The following is a 26543-nucleotide window of genomic DNA, read 5'->3' as shown; positions in this document are numbered from 1 at the left end:
TCTTATTGTTCTGTCAGGGGACGCACGCGCACACCCTGTTCAAGCTGCGCCAATTGCTTGGCATCGCCGATGCCGAAACCGATCTGGGTGACCGCCATCGCGGCAATCGCCGTGGCGGTGCGCAGGGTCTGTTCAGGCGTATCGGCGCTGAGCAATCCATGGAGCATGCCGGCCAACAACGAATCGCCCGCGCCCACCGTGCTGGCGACGCTGACCTTGGGCGGCGTGGCATGCAATGCCGAACCGACACTGAACCAGTTCACGCCATCCGCCCCGTGGGAGATCACCACGTGCTCGATGCCTAGAGCGTGCAAACGGCTCGCGGCTTTGGCCTGGGCAGCCACCGAAACGACCTCGCAACCCAGCGCATCGGCCAGCTCTTCGGTGTTGGGCTTGATCAGCCACGGGCCGGCCTTGAGTGCAACGCGCAAGGCTTCGCCGCTGGTGTCGAGGGCGACGTTCAATCCGAGTTTTTTCAAGCGCACAATCAACGCCTGCAGCCAGTGCGCACTGACGCCTTGCGGCAAACTTCCGGCGACGACGACCACATCATGACCGGGCGCAATCTGCACAAGGCGATCAAACAACGCCTGCTGCGCGGCTTCACTGACCCTCGGCCCCGGACCATTGAGGTCGGTGATGCGCCCGTCGCTTTCCGCCAGTTTGATGTTGCTGCGAATCTCGCCCGGAACCCGGATAAACGCGTCGACAAAACCGCGTTTGGCGAACAGGGTTTCGAACGCCTGAAGATTGTCCTCTCCGAGAAATCCGCTGACGGTCAGCTGATGGCCGAGGTCCGCCAACACTTGCGCCACGTTCACGCCTTTACCGGCGGCGTGGGTGTGCATGGCGCCGCTGCGGTTGACCTGACCGGGTTCCAGGCGTGGCAACTGGACGGTCAGGTCCAGTGCCGGATTGAGGGTGAGGGTTAAAATCCGGGCCATTACAGAGCCTCCACTAATGCGCGCACTTCATTGGCGCTACCCACGGCCAGGGCCTGTCGGGCGAGAGTTTGCGTCTGGGCGAGGTTGAGCTCACGAATACGCGCCTTGACCTCGGCAATGCTGCGACCCGAGACGCTGAGTTCGTCCACACCCAGTCCGACCAACACCGGCACCGCCAGCGGGTCGGCCGCCAGTTCGCCGCACACGCCGACCCATTTGCCATGGGCATGCGCCGCGCGCACGGTGATGTCGATCAGTTGTAGCACCGCCGGGTGCAAGCCGTCGGCCTGGGCGGACAAGGTCGGATGACCGCGGTCGATGGCCAAGGTGTATTGCGTCAGGTCGTTGGTGCCGACGCTGAAGAAGTCGACCTCTTTGGCCAGCACCGGCGCCAACAAGGCCGCCGACGGCACTTCGATCATAATCCCCAGTTGCAGGTCCGCAACCGGGATTTCCAGACGCAAACGTTCGGTCATGTCCCGCGCCTGACGCCATTCATCGACGTTGCCCACCATCGGAAACATGATGCGCAGCGGACGGTTGTCGGCGGCCCGCAGCAAGGCGCGCAATTGCGCTTCCATGATCTTCGGACGTTGCAGCGTCAGGCGAATGCCCCGCACGCCGAGGAACGGGTTTTCTTCCTTGGCGATGGGCCAATACGGCAACGGTTTGTCGCCACCGACGTCGAGGGTACGCACCACCAGCGGCCGACCTGCCAGGCCGTCGAGGACGCGACGGTATTCGACTTCCTGGGTAGCTTCGTCCGGCGCCTGCTGGTGGGCCATGAAAATCAGTTCGGTGCGCAACAAGCCAATGCCTTCGGCGCCCTGCTCCACCGCGCTGGTGACGCCCGCGCTTTCGCCAATGTTGGCGAACACTTCGACCGCGTGACCATCGGTGGTGAGGGCCGGTTGATGGCGTTGTTCAGCGGCCCTTTGCAAACGCAGTTCGCGGGTGTCGCGCTCTTCCGTGGCGCGTTGCAAGGTCAACACATCGGCGTCCACATGCAAGCGACCGCGTTGGCCATCAATCAGTAAAGGCGTACCCGGCGCCAGCAGCAACACGGCCTCCCCGGCACCGACCAGCGCTGGAATGCCCAGCGCCCGGGCAACAATGGCGCTGTGCGCCGTGGCGCCGCCCCGAGCCGTGAGAATACCGGCGACGCGAGCCGGGTCGAGACGCGCCACATCGGACGGCCCCACTTCGTCCATCACCAGAATGTAAGGCTGGTCCGGCTCGCTCGGCGTTTCAACGCCAGCCAGTTGCGCCAGCACACGACGGCCAATGTCGCGCAAATCAGCCGCCCGCTCGGCGAGCAATGCGTCCTGCAACGATTCCTGTTGCCGGGCCGCCGCTTCGATCACCGCCATGCACGCCGCCTCGGCGCTTTCGCCTTGTTTGAGACGGGTGTCGACTTCATCGCTCAGCTCCGGGTCGTCGAGCATTTCCTGGTGAGTGATGAAAATCTCGCGGATGGCCTTGGACTTGCTACGATCGATCAAGCCTTGGATGTCGCGACGCACCTGCGCCATTGCGTGTATGAGACGCTCACGTTCGATGCTGGCAGACTCGCCACGCAACGGATAATCGATGATTTGCAGCACCTGAATATGCGCCGGACCGATGGCAATACCCGGGGCCGCGGCGATGGCTTGAATGACACTGCCGGACGCCGGGGCGAGCAGCACTTCGGCCACCTCGGCAACTGCTTCGTGCTGTTGGCTCACCGCCGGCAATGGCTCGACCTCTTCACCGAGGCCGTCTTCGATGGCAGTCAACAAGGCCGGCAAGGCATCGGCGGCAATGCTCGGCTCGGCAACGAATTCCAGCACTTGGCCCCGACGGGCGCCGAGACTGAGCAGTTTGCTCAAGCTTTTTACCGATACCGCACTGTCCTGGCCGTCGACGATGCGTACGCGAATTTCACCTTCAAAACTTTTCGCCAGTTGCGCGAGGATTTTCGCCGGGCGCGCGTGCAAGCCGTGGGCGTTGGCCAGGGCGATGCGAGCGCTCGGCCAGTCCGCCGGCAGTTCGCCACCCAGCACTTCGAGCACCTTGCGACTGCTGGTGGCGCGGCCCAGTTCGTGACCGCGACCTTCAATCAGCAACGCACAAAGACGTTCGAGCAAGGCTTGATGCGCCTCACCGAGGCTGGCCAGGCAGAACAGACCGCTGAGTGGCTGGCCGAGGTAGCGCATCGGTTTGTCCGGGGTGACGAAGGCCAGGCCCGGGCGCTTCACCGTTTGTTCGCTGTGCAACCACCACAAGCCATCGCCCAGCGGTAACGCTTCGACCTGTTGCAACACGGCGGAGAAACCGTTGCTGACGCAATCGGCCTGGCGCAGCAAACGCGCACCGCGCCAGACCAGTTCCTCGAAGTCATCGGCGGACACACCCAAGCCGATCATCTGTGCATCCAGCGCCAATTCCTGCGGCGCGCCTTGCAGCAGTTTCAACAAGGCCTCGGCGGAGCTGGCACGGCGCAGAGCCTGGCCCAGATCGGTTTCGCCGAGGGCGCGGGTCAGCAGTTGCAACAATCGCAAATGTTCATCGGACTTGGCCGCGATACCGATCGCCAGGTAAACGATCTGGCCGTCGCCCCAATCCACGCCCTCGGGGAACTGCATCAGCCGCACGCCGGTGGTAAACACCAGATCGCGGGTTTGCGGTGTACCGTGGGGGATGGCAATACCTTGTCCGAGAAAGGTCGAGCCCTGAGCTTCTCGCGCCTGCAAGCCGGCCAGATAGCCCTCGGCAACCAGGCCATCAGCGATCAAATGCTCGGCCAATAACTGTAACGCAGCGGACTTATCCACAGCCGATTGGCCCATGGAAATCTGCTCTAGGGTGAGCTCGAGCATGCTTTCTCCTTTTTGGCATCTGATGACGCCAGGTATTGTTTTGAATGAATCAGCACAGGCGCCTAATCTTCACTTTTGGCGGTTTCACGGCAGAACCGGCCAAAGGTGCTTACAGCCCCGAAAATACGCCTGCTGAAACGTTTAATCTAGAATGCTTGGCACGTTACTCGATAATGTCTCATCCTTGAAGCCCAACTTGTCGGATGTGCTTGGACATTAGTCGTCTGCCTGATTCGGGTAGGATTGGCGAAAATGTCGGGCAAGCTCGAAAAAACAAGGAAATCCCGAGTTGAAACTCAGTGATATCGCACAGTTGGCCGGTGTGTCCGTAACCACCGCCAGTTATGTCATTAATGGCAAGGCCGAACAGCAACGCATCAGCAGTGCCACTGTCGAGCGCGTGCGCGCGGTCGTCGAACAACATGGCTTTACGCCCAACCCTCAAGCCGCCGGGTTGCGCAGTCGGCACACACGCACCTTGGGGTTTATTCTGCCGGACCTGGAAAACCCCAGTTACGCACGAATCGCCAAACTGCTGGAACAAGGCGCCCGGGCACGCGGCTATCAATTGCTGATCGCCAGTTCCGACGATGCGCCGGACAGTGAACGGCAATTGCTGCAACTGTTCCGCGCCCGGCGCTGCGATGCGCTGATCGTCGCCAGTTGCCTGCCGACAGGTGATGACAGCTATCGCCAGTTGCAGGCCAAGGGCATTCCGATCATCGCCATCGACCGGGTCATGGAGCCCGAGCATTTCTGCTCGGTGATCAGTGATGACCGCGAGGCCAGCCTGCACTTGACCCGCAGTCTACTGGACCCGTTGCCCAAGCAGATCGCCTTGATCGGCGCGCGCCCCGAGTTGAGTATCAGTCAGGAACGCGCGGCCGGCTTCAAAGAAGCGCTGGACGGCTTCCAGGGCGAGGTATTGATCGAGCACGGCGAGTCGTTCAGCCGCGAGTGCGGCAAGCAGTTGATGGAAGAAATGCTCCAGCGTCTGGGCCATTTGCCGGATGCGCTGGTGACCACCTCCTACGTGCTGCTTCAGGGTGTGTTCGATGCCTTGCATGACTATCCGCTGAAAACCCGTCCGTTGCGCCTGGGAACGTTCGGCGACACCCAGCTGTTGGACTTTCTGCCGCTGCCGGTCAACGCCATGGCCCAGCAGCATCAGTTGATCGCCGACAAAGCCCTTGCGCTCGCACTGGCCGCCATCGAGCAGTCCGATTACCAACCCGGCGTGCAGGCCATCGCGCGGACTTTCAAGCAGCGTATTCGGCGGGACTGAACCGTGGAGCTGATCGACAGCCACACTCATCTGGATTTTCCGGATTTCGACGAGGACCGTCAGGCGCTGCTGGCCGAAAGCCGCGCCCTGGGTGTGCGGCGGATGGTGGTGTTGGGGGTTTATCAGGCGAATTGGCAGCGAGTCTGGGAGTTGGTGCAAAGCGATCCAGACTTGCATGCTGCATTCGGTTTGCACCCGGTTTACCTGGATGATCACCGACCTGAAGATTTACAGGCGCTCGCCGACTGGCTGACGCGTCTGGCCGGCCATCGGCAGTTGTGCGCCGTGGGCGAAATCGGTCTGGATTACTTCATCGAAACCCTCGACCGAGAGCGTCAACAGGCGCTGTTCGATGCGCAACTGCAACTGGCGGCGGACTTCAACCTGCCGGCGCTGATTCATGTGCGGCGCAGCCATGCGGCGGTGATTGCCACATTGAAACGCTTTCGTCTGAAACGCGCAGGGATCATCCACGCCTTTGCGGGCAGCAAGGAAGAAGCGCACGAGTACATCAAGCTCGGTTTCAAACTGGGTCTGGGCGGCGCCGCGACCTGGCCACAGGCGCTGCGCATGCATCGCGTGCTCGCCAATTTGCCGCTGGCGTCCGTGGTGCTGGAAACCGACTCACCGGACATGGCTCCCGCCATGTTTCCCGGTCAACGCAACAGCCCGGCGCACCTGCCGGCGATCTGCGCGGCACTGGCGCAGATCATGGCGATCAGCCCTGGGCAATTGGCCGCCATCAGCACGGCTAATGCTTGCGAGTTGTTCAACTGGTAATCAGTCGGCATGGGCCTTGGCGGCTTCCAGAATCAGCGTCAGGTGTCGCCGATGTCGGGCGAACTGATTGACGGCGTAGTAGACCAGAATCGCGATCAGCGAAAAATTCAGCTGTTCAACCACGCTGAGCATTCCGATCCATTCCATGACCAATGCCACCAGAACCGCGGTGCACACCATCACCAGAGTGCTCGCCCGGAGCATGGCCAGTGAGTCGAGAGACTTGAAGCGCCTGATCTGTTTCGGGTCGATCAACTGCAAGGTTTTATGGCAGTGCGTACAGGCGAACGACTCGTTGATAGCAATGGCGTTGAGCTGCCAGGCTTCGAGCACACAGGTACACCCGCAATGGGCGCAGTGACCCTGAATTCCCATGGTTAGAACAGACATCGCCGAGCCTCCTCAGGGCAGGTCAGACTGGATGATCATCCTTATTGAAGACCAAAAACAAGACTGCGGAGGAAAACAGGACAGGTCTCACCTGCAATGGACACAAATACTACAGATGGTGCATAAAACCTGTGGGAGTGACCTGCGGCGTTCCGATAAGTCCCCTCGCCACAGGTCGCTCCCACAGCGGGGTATTACACCCGGAATGCGCTGATCAGGTGCTTGAGTTCCACCACCTGAGCCGACAACGCACGGCTGGCATCCTCGGTCTGGTGCGCACCTTCGGCGGTGCGCTCGCCGGCACGGTTGATTTCGACGATGTTCTGATCGATGTCGTGGGCGACGGCGGTCTGCTGCTCGACGGCGGCAGCGATTTGCTGGTTCTGGTCAACGATCATGCCGACGGCACCGAGGATGTTTTCCAGCGCCTGTTGGACCTTTTCCGATTGCCCGACCGTGCCGTCGGCCACCTGATGGCTGATGCTCATGGCCTTCACCGCCGCACCGACGCCGCTGTGGAGCTTGCTGATCATCTGCTCGATTTCTTCGGTCGATTGCTGGGTGCGCTTGGCGAGCGTGCGGACCTCATCGGCCACCACCGCAAAACCACGCCCCTGCTCACCGGCCCGAGCGGCTTCGATGGCCGCGTTAAGGGCCAAAAGATTGGTTTGCTCAGCGATGCTTTTGATCACCTCCAGCACACGGCTGATGGACTGGCTGTCGCTGGCCAATTGATTGATCACCAGCACCGACTGATCGATCTCACTGGCCAATTGCGCGATGCTGCCCTGCTGGGACGCCACCAGCCCGCGGCCGGTGATGGTCTCGTCATTGACGCTGTGGGCGCTGCTGACCGCGGCGGCGGCACTGCGCGCCACCTCAAGGGAGGTGGCCGACATCTGGTTCATGGCCGTGGCGACCTGCTCGATCTGCGTACGCTGCCCGGCCACTGCCTGGTTGCTCTGGGTAGAAACGCTTTGAACCTGCCCGGCCTGACGCTCGACCTCATTGACGGTCTTGCCGACTCGCTCGATCAGGTCATGGATTTTCTTCACGGTGCCGTTGAACACCTCACCCAACTCGCCAAGTTCATCGCGGCTTTGCGCACGGAAGGTCACCGTCATGTCGCCGGCAGCGACTGTGTCCATCATGGCGCCAAGCCGCTTGAGGGTGGTGCGGGTTGAAGCGTAGAAGCCGCCGTAAAGGTAGAAAATCAGCACAAACACCACCGACAGCGCCACGGCCTGCAAGATCATGTGAGTGCGGTTTTGCTCCAGTCGCTGCTGCAACTGGGTACCGAGGAATTTCAAGGTGGCTTCGTTGAGTTGGTAAGTTTGGTCCATCAGGCCAGTGACCTGATCGTAAAAACCCTGCCAGGGTGTATCGAGTGTGTCCGCCATCACCACTTTTTCTTCGAACAGCTCACTGGCTTTTTTCAGCGAAGCCTTGCTGCTATCCGCTTGAGCGGCCAGGGTTTCACGCGCCGCTTTGCTGGAGCCCAAGGCGTCCTGCAATTTCAGGCCGTATTCGCCCTGAAGCTTTTCGATCTGCGCCAACAGCTCATCAAATCGAGTGCTCGACGCCGAGTTGATAAAGCCTTGCCCCAGCGAAAAGGAACCCATCGCGCGGCCTTCGCCCAGCAGTTGGGTCACAGGTGGAGTGACGCTGGTGATCAGTTCGCTCAGTTGACGCATGTCGCTTTGATTGTCGCGACTGAGGCCGGCCTGAGTGGCGATGATCTGGCTGAAAATCTGCGCGCTGCCGAGCAGTTTGCCGATCATGCCGCTTTTACTTTGCAGGGAGGTTTCCGCTTGCTGGGCCTTGAAAGCGGCAATCATTTCATCGCGCTTGCCATCAAAAGCGGTGATCTGCTCTGGATCAGTGGTCATTGCCGTCAGCCCTTGCAGGCGCGCCAGGATACTTTGCTCCAGCGTGCCGATCTTCGACTCGACATTGCCGGCCTTGCCGGACTGGCCCAGCGTGACGTTGATCTGTACCAGATTATTCAGTGTCTCCAGGTCTCGCCGAAGGGTCAGGCCGCTGCCCAGCAGGTTGAGGCTCTGCAGTTCGACTTGTGTGCCCTGAAATTCACGATAGGAGTCGCGCACCAGATAGAAGTTGGTCACCAGCATGGGCACAAGGAACAGCACGCTGATCAGGCTGAACTTCATGCCGAAGCTCAGGCGGTTCATCAGCGCGACGGCGGGATAGAGCAAGCTCTTCACTGGAAGTCTCCCTTTGAGTTCTTATTTTTATTTGGCAGGCGCAGGCCAGCGGCAGATAGCCACTATCGAGCGCTATCCCTGTATATCTTAAATCGGCAGGATGTTTTGTAACTTAAGGTTAACGCGGGGAGATCAATCCCTGTAGCAGCCTGCTGCTACTGGGATTGAAGTGTTACGGGAGCACCGTCCACAGCGCAAAACCGGCGTACCAGAGCACTGCCGCGCGCAGTAGCAACTCCCAGATCCGGTCCAGGCTGTTGATGCCATCCGGTCCGACGACCGGGGCCGGAATTTCACCGGCTACCAGCCCGACTTTCTCGATCAGCTGAGCAGCGCTGATGTTCCAGTTCAGCAACTCATGCAACATCACCCGGCTGACCGCCACAAAATTGCCGATCAGCGCAAAACTCATCGCCAGCAACCGCACGGGCACCCAATCAAAGGCGTGGCGCAATTGTGCCGCGCGCTCGACCACGGCCGGGTTCTGCCCATGCTCCTCGGCCAGTGCCAGCAAGCGATAACTCAGGGCCGCAACCGGCCCCAGCAGGAAGTACCAGAAAATGACCGCAAAGAAACTTTGATAAGCCTCCCACAGCAGGTGTGCTTCGACCCGTTCCAGCAATTGCTCGCCACTTTCGGCGCAAATATCCAGGTCACGTTCGGCCACATGCTCAGCGGCTTGCAGGTCTTCCCGGCGCCAGGCATCGCGAAATGGCCCCAAGCCCGCCAACAGATCGCCTCGGCCCAGGCTGTAAATCACCACCAGCAAATGCACCGGTAACGCCAGCAGACCGTAGGCCAAGGGCTCCAGCACCACGAGCAGTAACCCCAACAGCGCGACCGGCAACAACACCATAATGATCAGGATTAACCATGACCGGTCGATCAGACGTGGCGTGACCTCAAGCTTGTTCAGCTCGCGCACCCAACCGCCATCTCGCTGGACCCGATGGCGCAGTGCCGAGAATTTCTCGATCCACACCGCCAACAGCAACACCAGAAAACTCATTGTCCTTCCTCTTTTGCCAGGGCCGCGCGATAGCGTGCCCAGTCGAACGCCGGTCCTGGATCGGTCTTGCGCCCCGGCGCGACGTCGCTGTGCCCGCAAATGCGCTGCGCAGTGATGCCGGTGTAGGCGTTTTGCAGCTGTCGGGTCAAAGCCGTCAGCGCAAGATACTGAGCATCGGTGAACGGCAGATCATCCGTGCCTTCAAGCTCGATGCCCACCGAAAAATCGTTACAGGTGTCCCGGCCCTCGAAACTCGAAACACCGGCGTGCCAGGCACGTTCAATGCAAGAGACAAACTGAGTGACAGCACCGTCGCGCTCAATCAGAAAGTGGGCGGACACCCGCAAGTCAGCAATGCCTTCAAAATAAGGATGCTCCGTGACATCCAGACGATTCTGGAAGAATTCCTGCACTTTGCCGGTGGCGAACTGCGCTGGCGGCAAGCTGATGTTGTGGATCACCAGCAGGGAAATTTCGCCCGAGGGGCGCGCATTGAAGTTGGGTGAGGGGCATAAACGCACGTCCTGACACCAACCACTCGCGGGGTCCAACTGCATACCGGTTCCTTCAACGACGACTGTGTTGGCGCCCAGTATGCCGCGATAGCCCCTCCAGATGCGATCATTGCCGCGAATGGAACGTCTATGAGACCTTGGGTTGACTCGTGCCATGGCCCTATAATCGGACCACTTTGTTTGTGGAGCCCGTTATGCCGAATCTACGTCTCGCCGACCTGACCGCCGAAATCGAAGCCAACGTACGCCGTGCGTTGCGAGAAGACATCGGCAGCGGCGACATCACCGCGCAGTTGATCCCGGCCGAACGCCTGGCAAAAGCCACCATCATCACTCGTGATGCCGCCGTCATTGCCGGCACTGCGTGGGTTGATGCGGTGTTCCGGCAGCTGGACCCACGGGTCGCAGTGCATTGGCAAGTGTGTGACGGCGAACGGGTAAAACCCAATCAGGTGCTGTTCCACCTCGAAGGCCCGGCGCGCTCGCTGCTCAGCGGCGAACGCAGTGCACTGAACTTCCTGCAATTGCTGTCAGGCGTGGCCACGCGTGCGCAGTACCTGGCTGATTTTGTCGCCAACACCCAAGTGAAGTTGCTCGACACCCGCAAAACCCTGCCCGGTCTGCGTCTGGCGCAGAAGTACGCCGTGACCTGCGGCGGCTGCCACAACCACCGCATCGGTCTGTATGACGCCTTCCTGATCAAGGAAAACCATATCGCCGCCAGCGGTGGCATCCCTGAAGCCATTAACGCCGCGCACAAGATCGCCCCGGGCAAACCGGTGGAGATCGAAGTGGAAAGCCTGAGCGAGCTCAAGGAAGCTCTGACGGCGGGTGCTGACATCATCATGCTCGATGAATTGAGCCTGGATGACATGCGTGAAGCCGTGCGCCTGAACGCGGGCAAGGCCAAACTGGAGGCCAGCGGCGGAATCAATGAAAGTACGTTGCTGCCAGTCGCCGAAACCGGGGTCGATTACATTTCGATTGGCGCGATGACCAAGGACGTGAAGGCTATCGATCTGTCGATGCGTTTGAGCCTCTGAGCCCCAGCTACGAGCGGCAAGCTCCAGGCTTCAAGCAGGTTTGCTTTGGCATGTAGCTTGCCGCTTGAAACCTGAAGCTGCTCTCAAACCACCAGATTGTTCATCTCGCAATATTCTTCCCACTCGACACCCAGCACCTCGGCCGCCTCCTTGTGCAGCACCAGGCGCGCAGCCTCGAACTCTTCCGGGGTGGAGGTGTATTTGAGCGTCAATTCCCACGGCTGCAAGCCCTGGGCTTCGGCCTCGTCCTCAAACGCCCATTGAATCTGGTCTTTCTGATCGTCGGCCGGCAGGTCCTTGATCTCTTCGGCGAGCTGGGGCGAATCCACCAAGTACTTTTTGAGCGCTTCTTCGTGTCTGGCTTCTTGGGTCAATTCTTTAACGGTCATGTCGTTCTCGCTGATCTGGGGAATGGAAGATGGATCTGGATCATCAAGGATCTCTCTGACGCAAAAAACCGGTAGAAGCCCGGCTTGTCTGGCCTTCAGAACCATTCGGGGATCATCTGAAAACTGCAAAGTGGTGCGTGTGCAGGTACCGAATATAGGACGTTTGGTTGCCGATTTATATGGACTTTTACATCAATTCGACAAAAAACGCTGGAAGGACTTTGAGCACAAAGTTGAAACAACAGGTGGATGGTGCCCGAGACAGGAGTCGAACCTGCGACCTTCGCGTTACGAGTGCGCTGCTCTACCAACTGAGCTACACGGGCAGTGGGCTAAACCTAGCACCGGGTTCGAAGGCCAGCAACTTCACACCCCGTTTTGCAGACAAAAAAATGCCCCGCAGTTTTCACTGCGGGGCATTTTTTATAACGTTGAAGCGGTCAGGCGTGGGGAGTGATTAAACGCCCGAAGCCTTGGCTGCTGCTACGTCCTTGATGGATAGCTTGATACGGCCGCGGTTGTCCACGTCCAGTACCAGTACTTCCACTTCCTGGCCTTCTTTCAGGATGTCGGTCACTTTCTCAACGCGAGCGTCGCTCAGCATGGAGATGTGAACCAGACCGTCCTTGCCTGGCAGGATGTTGACGAATGCGCCGAAGTCGACGATGCGCTCAACCTTACCCACGTAGATCTTGCCGATTTCAGCTTCTGCGGTGATGCCCAGAACGCGCTGACGTGCTGCTTCAGCCGCTTCCTTGGTTTCGCCGAAGATCTTGATCGAGCCGTCGTCTTCGATGTCGATCGAAGCCTTGGTCTCTTCACAGATCGCACGAATGGTCGCGCCGCCTTTACCGATAACGTCACGGATTTTGTCGGTGTCGATTTTCATCGCGATCATGGTCGGAGCGTTTTCCGACAGTTCGGTACGCGACTGGCCGATGATCTGGTTCATCTGACCGAGGATGTTCAGGCGCGCTTCCAGGGCTTGGCCCAGAGCGATTTCCATGATTTCTTCGGTGATGCCTTTGATCTTGATGTCCATCTGCAGCGCGGTAACACCTTTGGCGGTACCGGCTACTTTGAAGTCCATGTCGCCGAGGTGGTCTTCGTCACCCAGGATGTCGGTCAGGATGGCGAATTTCTCGCCTTCTTTAACCAGACCCATGGCGATACCGGCAACCGGTGCCTTCATCGGAACGCCAGCATCCATCAGGGCCAGGGAAGCGCCGCAGACCGATGCCATGGAGCTCGAACCGTTGGACTCGGTGATTTCCGACACAACACGAATGGTGTACGGGAACACGTCAGCGGCAGGCAGCATGGCTGCAATCGAACGACGGGCCAGACGGCCGTGACCGATTTCGCGACGACCGGCGCCACCCATGCGACCACACTCACCTACCGAGAACGGAGGGAAATTGTAGTGCAGCATGAACGGGTCTTTTTTCTCGCCTTCCAGGGTGTCCAGCAGTTGTGCGTCACGGGCGGTACCCAGTGTTGCAACAACCAGAGCCTGGGTTTCGCCACGGGTGAACAGCGCCGAGCCGTGGGTCTTAGGCAGAACACCGACTTCGATGTTCAACGGACGTACGGTCTTGGTGTCGCGACCGTCGATACGTGGCTTGCCGTTTACGATGTTTTCGCGAACGGTGCGGTATTCGATTTCGCCGAAAGCCGCTTTGACTTCGCTGGAGGAAGGCTGGCCTTCTTCACCGGACAGCTTGGCAACCACCTGGTCTTTCAGTTCGCCCAGACGAGCGTAACGGTCGGCCTTGATGGTGATGGTGTAAGCCTGGGAGATCGCGTCGCCGAACTCGGCACGGATAGCGCCCAGCAGTGCGGTGGCTTCAGGCTGTGGAGCCCAGGTCCAGGTCGGCTTGGCAGCTTCAGCGGCCAGTTCTTTGACAGCGTTGATCACAACCTGGAACTCGTCGTGAGCAAACAGTACCGCGCCCAGCATCTGGTCTTCGGTCAGCTCTTTGGCTTCCGATTCAACCATCAACACGGCTTCCGAAGTACCGGCAACGACCATGTCCAGGCTCGAAGCTTTCTGTTGTTCGTAAGTCGGGTTCAGCAGGTAACCGGTGCTTTCGTGGAACGCAACGCGGGCAGCGCCGATCGGGCCATCGAAAGGAATGCCGGAGATGGCCAGGGCAGCCGAGGTACCGATCATCGCAGCGATGTCCGGATCGGTCTTCTTGCTGGTGGAAACGACGGTGCAGACAACCTGCACTTCGTTCATGAAGCCTTCTGGGAACAGCGGACGGATCGGACGGTCGATCAGTCGGGAAGTCAGGGTTTCTTTCTCGGAAGGACGGCCTTCGCGCTTGAAGAAACCGCCAGGGATCTTACCGGCAGCGTAAGTCTTTTCCTGGTAGTGAACGGACAGAGGGAAGAAGCCCTTGCCTGGATCGGCTTGCTTGGCACCAACGACAGTCACCAATACGCTGACGTCGTCGTCAACGGTGACCAATACTGCGCCGGAGGCCTGACGGGCGATACGGCCAGTCTCGAGGGTAACGGTCGACTGACCGAACTGGAATTTTTTGATTACCGGGTTCACGGTGTCCTACCTTCTTTTGTGGCTCTTGGGGAACTTGTCTTCTTGCGAAATTCTTGGGCAATGTCGGGAGTCGGCCCAACGCCTGTCCAGGGTAAAACGTATATCCAGATAAAACTTGAGGCTGGGAGCCTGCCATGCGCCAGCGGGAAACCCACTGACGCGCGACAGACAACCAACCTCTAGCGCAATCGCTTATTAGCGACGCAGACCCAGGCGACCGATCAGAGTCTGATAACGACCCAGATCCTTGCCTTTCAGGTAGTCCAGCAGCTTACGGCGCTGGTTTACCATGCGGATCAGACCACGACGGGAGTGGTGATCTTTACCGTTGGCCTTGAAGTGACCTTGCAGCTTGTTGATGTTGTGGGTCAGCAGTGCAACTTGCACTTCTGGCGAACCAGTGTCACCAACAGCTTGCTGGTAGTCAGCTACGATTTGAGCTTTTTCTTGAACGTCGAGAGCCATGAGGCAATCCTTTTATCAGGAAACTGTTTCAGAAAAACAGCTTCAACAGGCCAGGGACAAATCCCTGTATCTAAAAATGAGTAGTGACCGTGCCTGTTAACAGCCACCCTCGTCCCAGTTTGTGCAAAAGCTGCTGCGCTTGGTAATCCTGCGTCAAAAACCGGCTCGGAATGCTCATTGACAGCAGTCAACTCCGCTTCCTCGCCTGTTTTTTCCTTGTCTTCCCTTCGCTCGCTACGCTTTTACACCAAACTGGTTCCGGTCATTCTGACCGAATCAGTCGACGTGGCGCGATGCGCCCGTCTTCGCTCACTTCACCGATACCGATGAAGCGACCGTTGTGATCCTGTACCCGTACCATGCCGAACTTCGGTGCATCCGGGGCTCGAACCGGTTGGCCGTTAAGCCAGTAGAACGAGCTGTGCTCCGAGAACTGCAACAGAGGCCAATCCAGCAGGCCGCTGTCCGATGGCATCAGGAAGCGATCAACCGCTTCATTGCCGCCTTCGGCATGTACCGCTTCCAGCTCTTCAAGCGTGACGGTCTGCGCCAGCGTGAAAGGCCCGGCCTGGGTACGTCGCAGTTCAGCAACGTAAGCGCCACAACCGAGTTTCTCACCAATATCCTCCACCAGGGTGCGGATATAGGTGCCTTTGCTGCAATCCACCGCAAGCCGCGCAGTATCACCTTCAAAGGCCAGCAATTCCAAGCGCGCAATAGTAACAGAACGCGGTTCGCGCTCCACTACTTCGCCTGCACGGGCCAGCTTGTACAGCGGCTGACCATCACGCTTGAGCGCCGAGTACATCGGCGGTATCTGACTGATTTGCCCACGAAAACCGGGTAAAACAGCTTCGACATCGGCGCGACCAACGGTCACCGGGCGTTCCTGCAAAACTTCACCCTCGGCATCGGCCGTGGTGGTGGTCTTGCCCAGTTGCGCCAGGGTTTCATAAGCCTTGTCAGAGTCGAGCAGGTACTGCGAGAACTTGGTCGCCTCACCGAAGCACAACGGCAACACGCCGGTGGCCAGCGGATCGAGACTGCCGGTGTGTCCGGCCTTCTCGGCGTTCAGCAACCAGCGGACCTTCTGCAACGCGGCGTTGGAGGTGAACCCCAGCGGCTTGTCGAGCAGGATGATGCCGCTGACGTTACGACGGATACGTTTGACCTGAGCCACCGATTACTCCTTGGCGTCTTCGGGTTCAGCGGCTACCGGGTGCTGATTGTCTTCAGCCACCGCACGCTCGATCAGGGCCGACAGGTGCGCGCCACGCACGACGCTTTCGTCGTAGTGGAAGTGCAACTGAGGAACGCTGCGCAACTTCATTTCGCGGGCCAACTGCATACGCAGGAAACCAGCGGCGGAGTTGAGCACCTTGATGCTTTGTGCGATGTCTTCGGCGTTGTCCTGACCCATCACGGTGATGAAGATCTTGGCGTGACCGACGTCACGGCTGACTTCAACAGCGGTAATGGTGACCAGGCCGACGCGCGGGTCTTTGACTTCACGACGGATCAGCTGTGCCAGCTCACGCTGCATCTGATCGCCGATACGTTGGGTACGGCTGTATTCTTTTGCCATGTCTTGTTACCTGTTACTGCCCCACGGTGAAACCCGAGGGGTCTGAAAGCGGCAAACGCCCGGCCTGACAAAAGCCAGACCGGGCGTTGCGTTTAGAGTCCTGACGCCGTGCCGCGCACTTGCATGCGGCGGCTCGCCGTGGCCCTTGAAGTGCGCGAGTCAGAGGCTGCGAGCAACCTGAACCTTCTCGTAAACTTCGATCTTGTCGCCAGGTTTGACGTCGTTGTAGCTCTTGACGCCAATACCGCATTCCATGCCGGCACGTACTTCGGAAGCGTCATCCTTGAAGCGGCGCAGGGATTCCAGCTCGCCTTCGAAGATAACGATGTCTTCACGCAGTACACGGATTGGACGGTTACGGTGAACAACACCTTCGATAACCATGCAACCGGCAATCGCGCCAAACTTCGGCGAACGGAACACGTCACGCACTTCAGCGATACCCAGGATGTTCTCGCGAACATCGCTGCCCAGCATACCGGTGAGGGCTTTCTTGACGTCTTCGATGATGTCGTAGATCACGTTGTAGTAACGCATATCCAGACCTTCCTGCTCGACGATCTTGCGAGCGCCAGCATCGGCACGCACGTTGAAGCCGAACAGTACAGCGTTGGAGGCCAGTGCCAGGTTAGCGTCGGATTCGGTGATACCACCGACACCGCCACCAACAACACGCACTTGCACTTCGTCGTTACCCAGGCCGTTCAAGGCACCGTTCAACGCTTCCAGCGAACCACGGACGTCGGATTTGAGGACGATGTTGAGCGTCTTCTTCTCTGCCTGACCCATGTTTTCGAAGATGTTTTCCAGCTTGCCGGCGTGAGCACGGGCCAGCTTGACTTCGCGGAACTTGCCTTGACGGAACAGAGCCACTTCACGGGCTTTCTTCTCGTCCGACAGCACGCTCATCTCATCGCCAGCGTCCGGGGTACCGTCCAGGCCGAGGATCTCGACAGGGATGGAAGGACCGGCTTCTTTGATTGGCTTGCCGTTCTCGTCGAGCATGGCACGTACACGGCCATAGTTCGAACCGACCAGGACCATGTCGCCTTGGCGCAGGGTACCGTCTTGAACCAGAACGGTAGCTACCGGGCCACGACCTTTGTCGAGACGCGATTCAACCACAACGCCACGGCCAGGGGCCGAAGGTGTTGCTTTAAGTTCGAGAACTTCGGCTTGCAGCAGAACAGCTTCGAGCAACTCGTCCACGCCAGTACCGACTTTCGCCGAAACCGATACGAACGGGGTGTCGCCGCCCCACTCTTCCGAGGTCACGCCGTGAACCGACAGTTCGCTACGGATGCGATCGAGATCGGCGCCCGGCTTGTCGATTTTGTTCACTGCAACAACCAGTGGAACACCGGCAGCCTTGGCGTGCTGAACGGCTTCAATGGTCTGCGGCATCACGCCGTCGTCCGCTGCAACCACCAGGATCACGATGTCGGTCGCCTTGGCACCACGAGCACGCATTGCGGTAAACGCGGCGTGACCCGGGGTGTCGAGGAAAGTGACCATGCCGCGATCAGTTTCAACGTGGTACGCACCGATGTGCTGGGTGATACCGCCGGCTTCGCCAGCAGCTACCTTGGCACGACGGATGTAGTCGAGCAGCGAGGTTTTACCGTGGTCAACGTGGCCCATTACGGTCACAACCGGTGCACGGGAGAACGTCTCACCTTCAAACTTCAGGGACTCGGCCAGGGAATCTTCCAGGGCGGTGTCGCTGACCAGGGTCACTTTGTGGCCCAGCTCTTCGGCTACCAGCTGAGCAGTTTCCTGATCCAGTACCTGGTTGATGGTCGCTGGAGTACCCAGTTTGAACATGAACTTGATGATTTCAGCAGCCTTGACCGACATCTGATTGGCGAGATCGCCAACAGTGATGGTCTCGCCAATCTGCACATCACGCACGACAGGGCCGGTTGGGCTCTGGAAACCGTGGGCGTTGCGTTTCTTCAGCTTGGCCTTGCCGCGACCACCACGACGGAAGCCATCGCTTTCTTCGTCGGTAGTACGTGGCGCAACACGTGGCGCAGGCGCTTTCTCTTTGACCGAAGCACGATGCGGAGCGTTTTTGCGCTCTCCATCGCCACCGCCGCTGCGACGATTGTTATCGTCGGCACGTGGTTTGTCCGGACGGCGCTGCTCGTTCTGCTTGTTGCGAACATCAGCAGACGGTGCTGGTGCAGCCGCTACAACCGGCGCGCTTTCACGCACAGGTTCGGCAACTGCAGCAGGCGCAGCAACAGCGCCGGAAGTAGCCGATTGCGCAGCAGCAGGCTGGCGACGCGCTTCTTCTTCGGCGCGACGCTTGGCTTCTTCTTCAGCCTTCTGACGAGCAACATTTTCTACTGCGCGACGTTCATCCAGTTCGCGTTTGCGCTCGGCTTCGATTTCTTCCGGGCTGCGCTGTACGAACACTTTCTTTTTACGGACTTCAACGCTGATGCTTTTGCTGCCAGCAACACGCAGGGTGCTGGTGGTTTTACGCTGCAGCGTGATCTTGCGTGGTTCTTCCACTTTCGCCTTGTGGCTGCTTTTCAAATGAGTCAGCAACGATTGCTTCTCACTGTCAGTCACATTTTCTTCGGCGGCGGTGTGCGGCAGACCTGCCTCACGCATCTGCTGCAACAGGCGCTCTACCGGTGTTTTGACCTCATCGGCCAGTTGTTTCACCGTGACTTGCGTCATGCACTTCTCTCCTCAGGCCGCGCCTAATTACTCGAACCAGTGGGCTCGGGCGGCCATGATCAACTTGCCGGCACGATCATCGTCAATGCCGTCGATGTCGAGCAGGTCGTCAATAGACTGCTCGGCCAGGTCTTCGCGGGTAATTACGCCGCGCACCGCCAGTTCCATCGCCAAATCCTTGTCCATACCCTCAAGCGAGAGCAGGTCTTCGGCCGGATGGGCGTCTGCCAGCTTTTCCTCAGTAGCGATGGCTTTGGTCAACAAACGATCCTTGGCACGAGCGCGAAGCTCGTTGACGGTTTCTTCGTCAAAGCCGTCGATGTTGAGCATTTCTTCCAACGGTACGTAGGCAATCTCTTCCAGGCTGGTGAAGCCTTCATCTACCAGCACCTGTGCCAGGTCTTCGTCGACTTCCAGCTCGTCGATGAAGTTGCGCAGGATGTCGCCGGTTTCTGCTTGCTGCTTAGCCTGGATGTCCGATTCGGTCATCACGTTCAGGGTCCAGCCAGTCAATTGGCTAGCCAGACGCACGTTCTGACCACCACGACCGATGGCCTGAGCCAGGTTATCTGCGCCAACGGCGATGTCCATTGCATGGGCATCTTCGTCAACGATAATTGCCGCCACTTCAGCCGGCGACATTGCATTGATCACAAACTGAGCCGGGTTGTCGTCCCACAGGACGATATCCACACGCTCACCGCCCAACTCACCCGACACTGCCTGGACGCGCGAACCGCGCATACCGATGCAAGCGCCTTGCGGGTCGATGCGTTTGTCCTTGGAGCGGACCGCGATCTTGGCGCGCGAACCCGGGTCACGGGACGCAGCCATTACTTCGATCAGGCCTTCAGCGATTTCCGGCACTTCGATGCGGAACAACTCGATCAGCATTTCCGGCGCGGTACGCGACAGGATCAGCTGCGGGCCGCGGTTCTCGGTGCGGATTTCCTTGAGCAGCGCACGCAGACGCACGCCGACACGGAAGGTTTCGCGAGAGATGATGTCTTCACGAGCCAGCAACGCTTCAGCGTTGTTGCCCAGATCGACGATCACGTTGTCGCGGGTCACTTTCTTCACGGTGCCGGAGATGATTTCTCCCAGGCGCTCGCGATAGGCATCAACGACTTGAGCGCGCTCGGCTTCACGAACTTTTTGCACGATGACTTGCTTGGCAGTCTGTGCAGCGATACGGCCGAACTCAATGGATTCGATTTTTTCTTCGACGACATCGCCAACCTTGGAACCAGGATGCGTTTCGGCAACCTTGCTCGGCCAGGTTTCAATGGCCGGATCGTCCAAATCTGCTTCTTCAACGACCGTCCAACGACGGAATGTCTCGTAAGCACCCGTGTGGCGATTGATTTCCACACGCAGATCGACTTCGTCCTCGAAACGCTTTTTGGTAGCAGTGGCCAGAGCCAGCTCCAGCGCTTCAAAAATTACGTTTGCCGGTACGCCCTTTTCATTGGATACCGACTCAACAACCAGCAGTACTTCTTTGCTCATCGTACGCCTCGCCTTTCGCAAGCCATTGGATCCGCGGGATCCGCGTCTCAGTCAAAACTGGGAATAATGTTGGCCTTGTCGATCATATCGATCGGCAACAGGAACTCATGGTCTTCTACCTGCACCACGACGTCCTGCTCTTCTACACCACGCAGAAGGCCCTGAAAGTTGCGTCGTCCTTCAAAAGGCGAGCGCAGCTTGATCTTCACTTGTTCACCGGCAAATTTTGCAAACTGCTCAATAGTGAACAGCGGGCGTTCCATGCCAGGCGAGGAAACCTCAAGGGTATATTCAACGGCAATCGGATCTTCAACATCCAGGACACCGCTGATTTGACGGCTGACAATGGCGCAATCGTCCACCAGTACACCGCCCTCTTTATCGATATAAACGCGCAACATCGAGTGACGACCCTGAGCCGAAAACTCGATACCCCAGCATTCATAGCCCAGGGCCACGACCACCGGGGCCAACAAGGCCTGCAACTCTTCTAGCTTGCTCGACACCTGAACCCCCTCGTGCATGTATGTGCATGCTATGCAAAATAAAAAAATGGGCGAAACGCCCATCCTTGAAACGCCGTCGAACAGCGGCGTAGAAAGTGTCCAGCTAACAAAAAGCCCCTTAAAAGGGGCTCCTTAAACTGGTTGCGGGGGCCGGATTTGAACCGACGACCTTCGGGTTATGAGCCCGACGAGCTACCAGACTGCTCCACCCCGCGACAAAGCTGGGGCAGAAGTATACGACCGATCCCTAACAGGGTCAATGTAACCTTCCACCTACAAGAAAGCCCGCAACAGCGGGCTCTCCTGATAATTGGTACCGAGAAGGGGACTCGAACCCCTACACCCTATGGGCACAACCACCTCAAGGTTGCGTGTCTACCAATTCCACCACCTCGGCAATACTACGTTTGAAACCCTTCTTACTTCTGCTCTTGAGCTGGAGGTACATCAGTCGCTGGAGTAGCCGACTTTTGCTCTTGAAGCACCGGGACATCATCAGAAGCCGGCTGCTGCTTTGGAACTTCCAACACTGCCGGATTTGGGAGACCTACTTGAGTCAGCTGCTGAGCTTTCTCTTTAGCAAAGTAACCTAACCCTAAGCTGGTTATGAAGAAACCTGCGGCAAGTATAGCAGTAAACTTACTAAGAAAGGTAGAGGAACCTTGGCTTCCGAACACAGTATTTGAAGCACCTGCTCCGAAAGACGCGCCAGCATCCGCACCTTTACCCTGCTGCAGCAATACCAGAGCAACTACGCCCAATGCACCCAGCAGATGAAAAACGACTACGACTGTTTCCAGCATTTTTTCAGTTTCCCGCGGCGCGACAAATCGCACCGAACTCATCTGCATTCAGGGAAGCTCCACCAATGAGCCCCCCATCGATATCCGGCATGCCGAACAGTTCGACCGCATTGGCCGCCTTCACGCTGCCGCCGTATAGAAGCCGCACACCTTGTGCGACTTCAGAATTCTCTTCCGCCAACTGGGCGCGAATGGCTGCATGCACATCCTGCGCTTGTTGCGGTGAAGCAGTCAGCCCGGTACCAATGGCCCAGACCGGCTCGTAAGCAATTACTGCATTTGCAAAAGCACCGACACCCAGCTCCTCAATGATACTGCCTAGCTGACGCCCGACAACCTCAAGAGTTTTCCCGGCTTCACGTTGCTCAAGGGTCTCCCCTACACACAACACCGGAATCAAGCCACATGCCTGTGCCGCTGCGAACTTGCGAATCAGTATCTCGTCTCGCTCGCCGATTATCTGGCGGCGCTCAGAGTGCCCGACAAGCACCAGGGAACAGCCTGCATCCACCAACTGACTCGGCGCAACTTCACCGGTCAATGCGCCCTGCCCGGATTCCATCGCAGAGTTCTGCGCACCGACCGAAATCGACTTTCCTTCCAAACCATCAATCACTTGATTGATATGCAAGCAAGGCGGGAATACCGCTACATCAACACCGCTCGGCAAGGCCAGATGACCAAGGCCATCGATCAGCTCAGCGACGCTGGCGCGGGTACCGTGCATCTTCCAGTTACCAGCTACCATAGGGCGACGCATGCTGTACCTCGTCGGTCAAAGTGGGCGCAGATGTTACCCAACACAATCATGGCTGGCAAGCCGAATTCAGGCAGAAACTTCAGTAACCAGTTTTGCCAGCTCTTCGGCGTAACCGCGAACCTGTGTTTCGTCCTCACCTTCAACCATGACACGCACCAATGGCTCCGTGCCGGACTTGCGCAAGAGCACACGACCACGACCCGCCATAGCCTTGGTAACACGATCACTGGCTTCCTTGACCGACGGATGATCGAGCGGATTCGCACCGCCACCAAATCGGACATTGATCAACACCTGCGGGCACTTGCGAAGCGCCTGACGAGCCTGCGCCAGACCTTCTGAACGCCTTTTCAGCGCCATCAGAACCTGCAATGCCGCGATGATCGCATCACCTGTAGTGGTGTGGTTAAAGCAGACGATATGCCCCGAGTTCTCACCACCGACCAACCAGTTGCGCTCAAGCAAGTCAGCGATGACATACCGGTCGCCAACGTTGGCACGCACGAATGGAATCGACAGATCAGCCAGGGCCAGCTCCAGCCCCAGGTTACTCATCAACGTACCGACCACGCCACCTTGCAACTTGTCCCGCTCATGCAGATCGCGGGCGATGATGTACAGCAGCTCGTCGCCATCAACGATGGCGCCAGTGTGATCGACCATCAGGACGCGATCACCGTCACCATCGAAAGCAATACCCAGATCTGCGTGCTCAGCCAATACCGCAGCCTGCAATTGGCCCATATGGGTCGAACCGCAATTGTCATTGATGTTCAGGCCATTAGGCTGAGCAGACAGCACAACGACTTCAGCCCCCAACTCACGAAACACGCTCGGGGCAACCTTGTAGGTTGCGCCGTGGGCGCAGTCGATGACGATCTTCAGGCCCGTGAAGCTGGTACTGGTCGGGACGCTGCTTTTGCAGAATTCAATGTAACGGCCAGAGGCATCGTTGATACGCGAAACTTTGCCAATCTTGCTCGATTCAACCACAGTCATCGGCGTATCGAGCAACTCTTCAATCATCAACTCGACTTCATCCGGAAGCTTGGTGCCCTTTCCGGAGAAGAACTTGATGCCGTTGTCATCGTGAGGATTGTGCGAGGCACTGATCACGATGCCGGCTTCGGCATGAAAGGTGCGCGTCAGGTAGGCGATCGCCGGTGTAGGCATCGGGCCCAACAGCATCACGTCAGCGCCTGCCGACGTCAGACCGGCCTCGAGTGCCGACTCGAACATGTAGCCAGAGATTCGGGTGTCTTTGCCAACCAGCACCTTGCAGGCGCCCATCTTGCGAAACGCCATGCCCGCAGCCCAGCCGAGCTTGAGCATGAAATCAGGAGTGATCGGATATTCACCGACCCGGCCACGAATACCGTCGGTGCCAAAATATTTTTTGCTCATAAGTGCTCCATCATTTTTATTCGGCTGATTCCACTGCGGCGATCATCCGCACCACGTCCATTGTTTCGGCTACATCATGGACGCGCAATATACGCGCCCCATTGGCCGAAGCCAGCGCTGCGAGCGCCAGACCACCATACAGACGCTCACCAACCGGTCGATTCAAGGCCTGACCAATCATGCTCTTTCGCGAAACTCCGACCAACAGAGGTCGCCCCAAGGCATGCAAGGCTTTCATATGCTTAAACAAGCTTAGATTGTGCTGCAAGGTTTTAGCGAACCCAAAACCCGGATCAAGAATAATCCGCTCCGGCGGGATACCCACCGACGCGCACTGAGCCATGCGCTCAGCGAGAAATACTCCCACTTCTTTGGTGACGTCCTGGTAGTACGGATTGTCCTGCATATCGCCCGGCTCACCGAGCATATGCATCAGACACACGGGCAACCCGGTGGCTGCCGCTGCATCCAGGGCACCGTCTCGACGTAGCGAGCGCACATCATTGATCAGACCCGCACCCAGCCGCGCAGTCTCGCGCATGACCGCTGGCGTGGAGGTATCGACCGAAATAATCACATCCAGCTCGCAATGGATGCGCTCGACGATAGGCGCAACGCGCTCCAGCTCCTCAAGCGGCGAAACCGCCCGGGCACCTGGACGGGTTGACTCGCCACCGACATCTATCAGCGTTGCGCCTGCCGCCACCATTGACTCGGCGTGGCGCAGAGCTGCATCGAGCTGGCTGTATCGGCCGCCATCAGAAAAGGAATCAGGAGTGACGTTGAGTATGCCCATGACATGTGTCTGGGCCAAATCAAGAACCCGGTTGCCGCAAGGCAACCGGGTTGAGGACTGAACAGAAGTCATTTCAAACCTTATACGTCAGCAGCGGGACCGCCGATCGGTGTTTCCGGACGCTCATCCTGTACTACCGGAGGTGTTCCGGAAGTACCGGTACCGCCTGACCAGTCACGAGGCTCGCGAGGCGCACGACCCGCCATGATGTCGTCGATCTGATCAGCATCGATCGTCTCGTACTTCATCAAGGCGTCCGCCATGGCATCAAGCTTGTCGCGGTTATCCGTGAGGATCTGCTTGGCCGTGCCGTAGCACTGATCGATGATGCTGCGTACTTCCGAGTCAATCAGCTTGGCGGTCTCACCGGAGAAGCTTGCGCCCTGACCACCGCCGCCGCGACCGAGGAACACTTCACCCTCTTCTTCGGCATACATCAACGGACCGAGTTTTTCCGACAAGCCCCACTTGGTCACCATGTTTCGCGCAATCTGGCTGGCACGCATGATGTCGTTGGACGCACCGGTGGTGACACCATCGAAGCCCAAGGTCATTTCTTCAGCGATACGGCCACCGTACAGCGAGCAGATCTGGCTGATCAGCGCACGCTTGGACAGGCTGTAACGATCTTCTTCCGGCAGGAACATGGTCACACCCAGCGCACGACCGCGCGGGATGATAGAGACCTTGTAGACCGGATCATGCTCAGGCACGACGCGACCAACGATAGCGTGGCCAGCTTCGTGATAAGCAGTGTTCTGCTTTTCCTTCTCGGACATGACCATGGATTTGCGCTCGGCGCCCATCATGATCTTGTCTTTCGCCAGTTCGAACTCTTTCATTTCGACGATGCGCTTGCCGGCACGGGCGGCGAACAAAGAAGCCTCGTTCACCAGGTTAGCCAGGTCTGCACCTGAGAAACCAGGTGTACCGCGAGCGATTACCGCTGGAGCGACGTCGTCACCCATCGGCACTTTGCGCATGTGAACCTTGAGAATCTGTTCGCGACCACGTATGTCTGGCAGCCCCACCACAACCTGACGGTCGAAACGACCTGGACGCAGCAATGCCGGGTCCAATACGTCAGGGCGGTTGGTTGCAGCGATAACGATGATGCCGTCATTCATTTCGAAGCCGTCCATCTCTACCAGCAACTGGTTGAGAGTCTGCTCCCGCTCATCGTGACCGCCGCCCATGCCGGCGCCACGGTGGCGACCAACGGCGTCGATTTCATCGATGAAGATGATGCATGGCGCGTGTTTCTTGGCCTGCTCGAACATGTCTCGAACACGGCTGGCACCGACGCCGACAAACATTTCAACGAAGTCGGAACCGGAGATGGTGAAGAATGGCACTTTCGCTTCGCCGGCGATTGCCTTGGCCAGCAAGGTTTTACCGGTACCCGGAGGACCGACCATCAGTACGCCGCGAGGAATACGCCCACCCAGGCGCTGGAACTTGCCCGGATCACGGAGAAATTCGACCAGTTCGCCGACTTCTTCCTTGGCTTCGTCGCAACCGGCAACGTCAGCCAATGTGGTTTTTACCTGGTCTTCGGAGAGCAGGCGCGCCTTACTCTTGCCGAAGCTCATCGGTCCGCCTTTACCGCCCGCTCCGCCCTGCATCTGCCGCATGAAGAACATGAACACGGCGATGATCACCAGGATCGGGAAGCTTGCGACCAGGAGCTGAGTCCAGATGCTTTGCTGTTCAGGCTGCTTGCCTTCGACCACGACGTGGTTGTCCACGAGATCGCCGATCAGGCCGTTGTCCTGGATTGCCGGACGAATGGTCTTGAAGCTGTCGCCGTCGGTGCGTTTACCGGTAATCACGTAGCCGTCAACCGCTACGCGCTCGACCTTGCCATCCTTGACCTGCTGGATGAAGTCGGAATAGTTGAGGGTCTGCGGCTCGTTAGGGCTGGAGAAGTTGTTCATCACTGTCACCAGGACAGCCGCGATGATCAACCACAGGATCAGATTCTTTGCCATATCGTTCAATTAACTACCCTCTGAAGCTA

General features: G+C 58.4%; 22 protein-coding genes and 3 tRNA genes. 3 read left to right on the top strand and 22 right to left on the bottom strand.

Going from position 1 to position 26543, the window contains the following annotated elements:
- Positions 1-2 precede the first annotated feature (2 nt).
- Positions 3-944 carry a 1-phosphofructokinase gene (gene pfkB, locus J2Y56_RS17190; RefSeq protein WP_310351531.1) on the bottom strand — a complete coding sequence of 314 codons (942 nt, stop codon included), beginning with the start codon at positions 942-944 and terminating at the stop codon, positions 3-5.
- The gene (gene ptsP, locus J2Y56_RS17185) at positions 944-3805 is read right to left on the bottom strand and encodes a phosphoenolpyruvate--protein phosphotransferase (RefSeq protein WP_310334290.1); all 2862 of its coding nucleotides are present in this window, start codon (positions 3803-3805) and stop codon (positions 944-946) included. Before ptsP ends, pfkB begins: the two co-directional genes overlap by 1 nt.
- Before the next feature lie 289 nt (positions 3806-4094).
- Between ptsP and cra the strand changes: the two genes are divergently transcribed.
- Together cra and J2Y56_RS17175 are read left to right on the top strand one after the other, a co-directional pair.
- Positions 4095-5090, top strand: coding sequence for a catabolite repressor/activator (gene cra / locus J2Y56_RS17180; RefSeq protein WP_033048671.1), 996 nt, complete (start codon positions 4095-4097; stop codon positions 5088-5090).
- A 3-nt stretch (positions 5091-5093) separates the two neighbouring features.
- Entirely contained in the window at positions 5094-5870 is a 777-nt protein-coding gene (locus tag J2Y56_RS17175) for a TatD family hydrolase (protein ID WP_150782317.1), read from the top strand.
- On the opposite strand, the gene J2Y56_RS17170 is transcribed toward J2Y56_RS17175, so the two are convergent.
- From J2Y56_RS17170 to ampD, 4 genes are all read right to left on the bottom strand, one after another.
- The gene (locus tag J2Y56_RS17170; protein WP_310351527.1) at positions 5871-6260 is read right to left on the bottom strand and encodes a hypothetical protein; all 390 of its coding nucleotides are present in this window, start codon (positions 6258-6260) and stop codon (positions 5871-5873) included.
- Positions 6261-6454: 194 nt separating this feature from the next.
- Positions 6455-8485: a methyl-accepting chemotaxis protein gene (locus tag J2Y56_RS17165; protein ID WP_310351525.1), complete on the bottom strand. Its 2031-nt coding sequence runs from the start codon at positions 8483-8485 to the stop codon at positions 6455-6457.
- Between the two features lie 172 nt (positions 8486-8657).
- Positions 8658-9494, bottom strand: a complete 837-nt coding sequence (gene ampE / locus J2Y56_RS17160) for a regulatory signaling modulator protein AmpE (RefSeq protein WP_310334293.1) — start codon at positions 9492-9494, stop codon at positions 8658-8660.
- On the bottom strand, positions 9491-10051 hold the full coding sequence (gene ampD / locus J2Y56_RS17155; RefSeq protein ID WP_007942831.1) for a 1,6-anhydro-N-acetylmuramyl-L-alanine amidase AmpD: 561 nt from the start codon (positions 10049-10051) through the stop codon (positions 9491-9493). The genes ampE and ampD overlap by 4 nt, the downstream gene beginning before the upstream one ends.
- A 152-nt stretch (positions 10052-10203) precedes the next feature.
- Between ampD and nadC the strand changes: the two genes are divergently transcribed.
- Positions 10204-11052 carry a carboxylating nicotinate-nucleotide diphosphorylase gene (gene nadC, locus J2Y56_RS17150; protein WP_007942832.1) on the top strand — a complete coding sequence of 283 codons (849 nt, stop codon included), beginning with the start codon at positions 10204-10206 and terminating at the stop codon, positions 11050-11052.
- Positions 11053-11135: 83 nt separating this feature from the next.
- Here nadC and J2Y56_RS17145 read toward each other — a convergent pair whose 3' ends face one another.
- The 16 genes from J2Y56_RS17145 to ftsH all read right to left on the bottom strand — a co-directional run bounded on the left by J2Y56_RS17145 (position 11136) and on the right by ftsH (position 26514).
- The gene (locus J2Y56_RS17145; RefSeq protein ID WP_007942833.1) at positions 11136-11441 is read right to left on the bottom strand and encodes a DUF6388 family protein; all 306 of its coding nucleotides are present in this window, start codon (positions 11439-11441) and stop codon (positions 11136-11138) included.
- Positions 11442-11691: 250 nt separating this feature from the next.
- Positions 11692-11767, bottom strand: a tRNA-Thr gene (locus J2Y56_RS17140).
- A 131-nt stretch (positions 11768-11898) separates the two neighbouring features.
- A complete protein-coding gene (pnp, locus tag J2Y56_RS17135) occupies positions 11899-14004 on the bottom strand; it encodes a polyribonucleotide nucleotidyltransferase (RefSeq protein WP_007942868.1) in 2106 nt (701 codons plus the stop codon).
- Positions 14005-14199: 195 nt separating this feature from the next.
- Positions 14200-14469 (bottom strand): 30S ribosomal protein S15, encoded by a 270-nt coding sequence (gene rpsO, locus J2Y56_RS17130; protein WP_003177875.1) that lies wholly within the window; start codon positions 14467-14469, stop codon positions 14200-14202.
- A gap of 262 nt (positions 14470-14731) precedes the next feature.
- Entirely contained in the window at positions 14732-15649 is a 918-nt protein-coding gene (gene truB / locus J2Y56_RS17125; protein WP_007942871.1) for a tRNA pseudouridine(55) synthase TruB, read from the bottom strand.
- A gap of 3 nt (positions 15650-15652) precedes the next feature.
- Entirely contained in the window at positions 15653-16054 is a 402-nt protein-coding gene (gene rbfA, locus J2Y56_RS17120) for a 30S ribosome-binding factor RbfA (protein WP_007942872.1), read from the bottom strand.
- A 159-nt stretch (positions 16055-16213) separates the two neighbouring features.
- Positions 16214-18745 carry a translation initiation factor IF-2 gene (gene infB, locus J2Y56_RS17115; RefSeq protein WP_007942873.1) on the bottom strand — a complete coding sequence of 844 codons (2532 nt, stop codon included), beginning with the start codon at positions 18743-18745 and terminating at the stop codon, positions 16214-16216.
- Positions 18746-18772: 27 nt separating this feature from the next.
- Positions 18773-20254, bottom strand: coding sequence for a transcription termination factor NusA (nusA, locus tag J2Y56_RS17110; RefSeq protein ID WP_007942874.1), 1482 nt, complete (start codon positions 20252-20254; stop codon positions 18773-18775).
- A gap of 47 nt (positions 20255-20301) precedes the next feature.
- On the bottom strand, positions 20302-20760 hold the full coding sequence (rimP, locus tag J2Y56_RS17105) for a ribosome maturation factor RimP (RefSeq protein WP_010463487.1): 459 nt from the start codon (positions 20758-20760) through the stop codon (positions 20302-20304).
- A gap of 138 nt (positions 20761-20898) precedes the next feature.
- Positions 20899-20975, bottom strand: a tRNA-Met gene (locus tag J2Y56_RS17100).
- Between the two features lie 96 nt (positions 20976-21071).
- A tRNA-Leu gene (locus tag J2Y56_RS17095) sits at positions 21072-21157 on the bottom strand.
- A gap of 22 nt (positions 21158-21179) precedes the next feature.
- On the bottom strand, positions 21180-21563 hold the full coding sequence (gene secG, locus J2Y56_RS17090) for a preprotein translocase subunit SecG (protein ID WP_010463489.1): 384 nt from the start codon (positions 21561-21563) through the stop codon (positions 21180-21182).
- Positions 21564-21567: 4 nt separating this feature from the next.
- Positions 21568-22323, bottom strand: coding sequence for a triose-phosphate isomerase (gene tpiA, locus J2Y56_RS17085; protein ID WP_007942877.1), 756 nt, complete (start codon positions 22321-22323; stop codon positions 21568-21570).
- A gap of 66 nt (positions 22324-22389) precedes the next feature.
- Entirely contained in the window at positions 22390-23727 is a 1338-nt protein-coding gene (gene glmM / locus J2Y56_RS17080; RefSeq protein ID WP_007942882.1) for a phosphoglucosamine mutase, read from the bottom strand.
- 16 nt (positions 23728-23743) lie between these two features.
- Positions 23744-24595, bottom strand: coding sequence for a dihydropteroate synthase (gene folP, locus J2Y56_RS17075; RefSeq protein ID WP_310334304.1), 852 nt, complete (start codon positions 24593-24595; stop codon positions 23744-23746).
- Positions 24596-24603: 8 nt separating this feature from the next.
- Positions 24604-26514 (bottom strand): ATP-dependent zinc metalloprotease FtsH, encoded by a 1911-nt coding sequence (ftsH, locus tag J2Y56_RS17070; RefSeq protein WP_033048677.1) that lies wholly within the window; start codon positions 26512-26514, stop codon positions 24604-24606.
- Positions 26515-26543: the final 29 nt, after the last annotated feature.

The sequence above is a fragment of the Pseudomonas sp. BE134 genome, assembly GCF_031456105.1.
Classification (GTDB): Bacteria; Pseudomonadota; Gammaproteobacteria; order Pseudomonadales; family Pseudomonadaceae; genus Aquipseudomonas.
This window is presented reverse-complemented; position numbering and strand designations above follow the sequence as displayed.

Excerpts from the sequence above, each read along its gene's own strand:
- pfkB (WP_310351531.1), bottom strand. The coding sequence starts at position 944 with ATGGCCCGGATTTTAACCCTCACCCTCAATCCGGCACTGGACCTGACC.
- ptsP (WP_310334290.1), bottom strand. The coding sequence starts at position 3,805 with ATGCTCGAGCTCACCCTAGAGCAGATTTCCATGGGCCAATCGGCTGTG.
- J2Y56_RS17170 (WP_310351527.1), bottom strand. The coding sequence starts at position 6,260 with ATGTCTGTTCTAACCATGGGAATTCAGGGTCACTGCGCCCATTGCGGG.
- ampE (WP_310334293.1), bottom strand. The coding sequence starts at position 9,494 with ATGAGTTTTCTGGTGTTGCTGTTGGCGGTGTGGATCGAGAAATTCTCG.
- ampD (WP_007942831.1), bottom strand. The coding sequence starts at position 10,051 with ATGCAGTTGGACCCCGCGAGTGGTTGGTGTCAGGACGTGCGTTTATGC.
- nadC (WP_007942832.1), top strand. The coding sequence starts at position 10,204 with ATGCCGAATCTACGTCTCGCCGACCTGACCGCCGAAATCGAAGCCAAC.
- J2Y56_RS17145 (WP_007942833.1), bottom strand. The coding sequence starts at position 11,441 with ATGACCGTTAAAGAATTGACCCAAGAAGCCAGACACGAAGAAGCGCTC.
- rpsO (WP_003177875.1), bottom strand. The coding sequence starts at position 14,469 with ATGGCTCTCGACGTTCAAGAAAAAGCTCAAATCGTAGCTGACTACCAG.
- rbfA (WP_007942872.1), bottom strand. The coding sequence starts at position 16,054 with ATGGCAAAAGAATACAGCCGTACCCAACGTATCGGCGATCAGATGCAG.
- infB (WP_007942873.1), bottom strand. The coding sequence starts at position 18,745 with ATGACGCAAGTCACGGTGAAACAACTGGCCGATGAGGTCAAAACACCG.
- nusA (WP_007942874.1), bottom strand. The coding sequence starts at position 20,254 with ATGAGCAAAGAAGTACTGCTGGTTGTTGAGTCGGTATCCAATGAAAAG.
- secG (WP_010463489.1), bottom strand. The coding sequence starts at position 21,563 with ATGCTGGAAACAGTCGTAGTCGTTTTTCATCTGCTGGGTGCATTGGGC.
- tpiA (WP_007942877.1), bottom strand. The coding sequence starts at position 22,323 with ATGCGTCGCCCTATGGTAGCTGGTAACTGGAAGATGCACGGTACCCGC.
- glmM (WP_007942882.1), bottom strand. The coding sequence starts at position 23,727 with ATGAGCAAAAAATATTTTGGCACCGACGGTATTCGTGGCCGGGTCGGT.
- folP (WP_310334304.1), bottom strand. The coding sequence starts at position 24,595 with ATGACTTCTGTTCAGTCCTCAACCCGGTTGCCTTGCGGCAACCGGGTT.
- ftsH (WP_033048677.1), bottom strand. The coding sequence starts at position 26,514 with ATGGCAAAGAATCTGATCCTGTGGTTGATCATCGCGGCTGTCCTGGTG.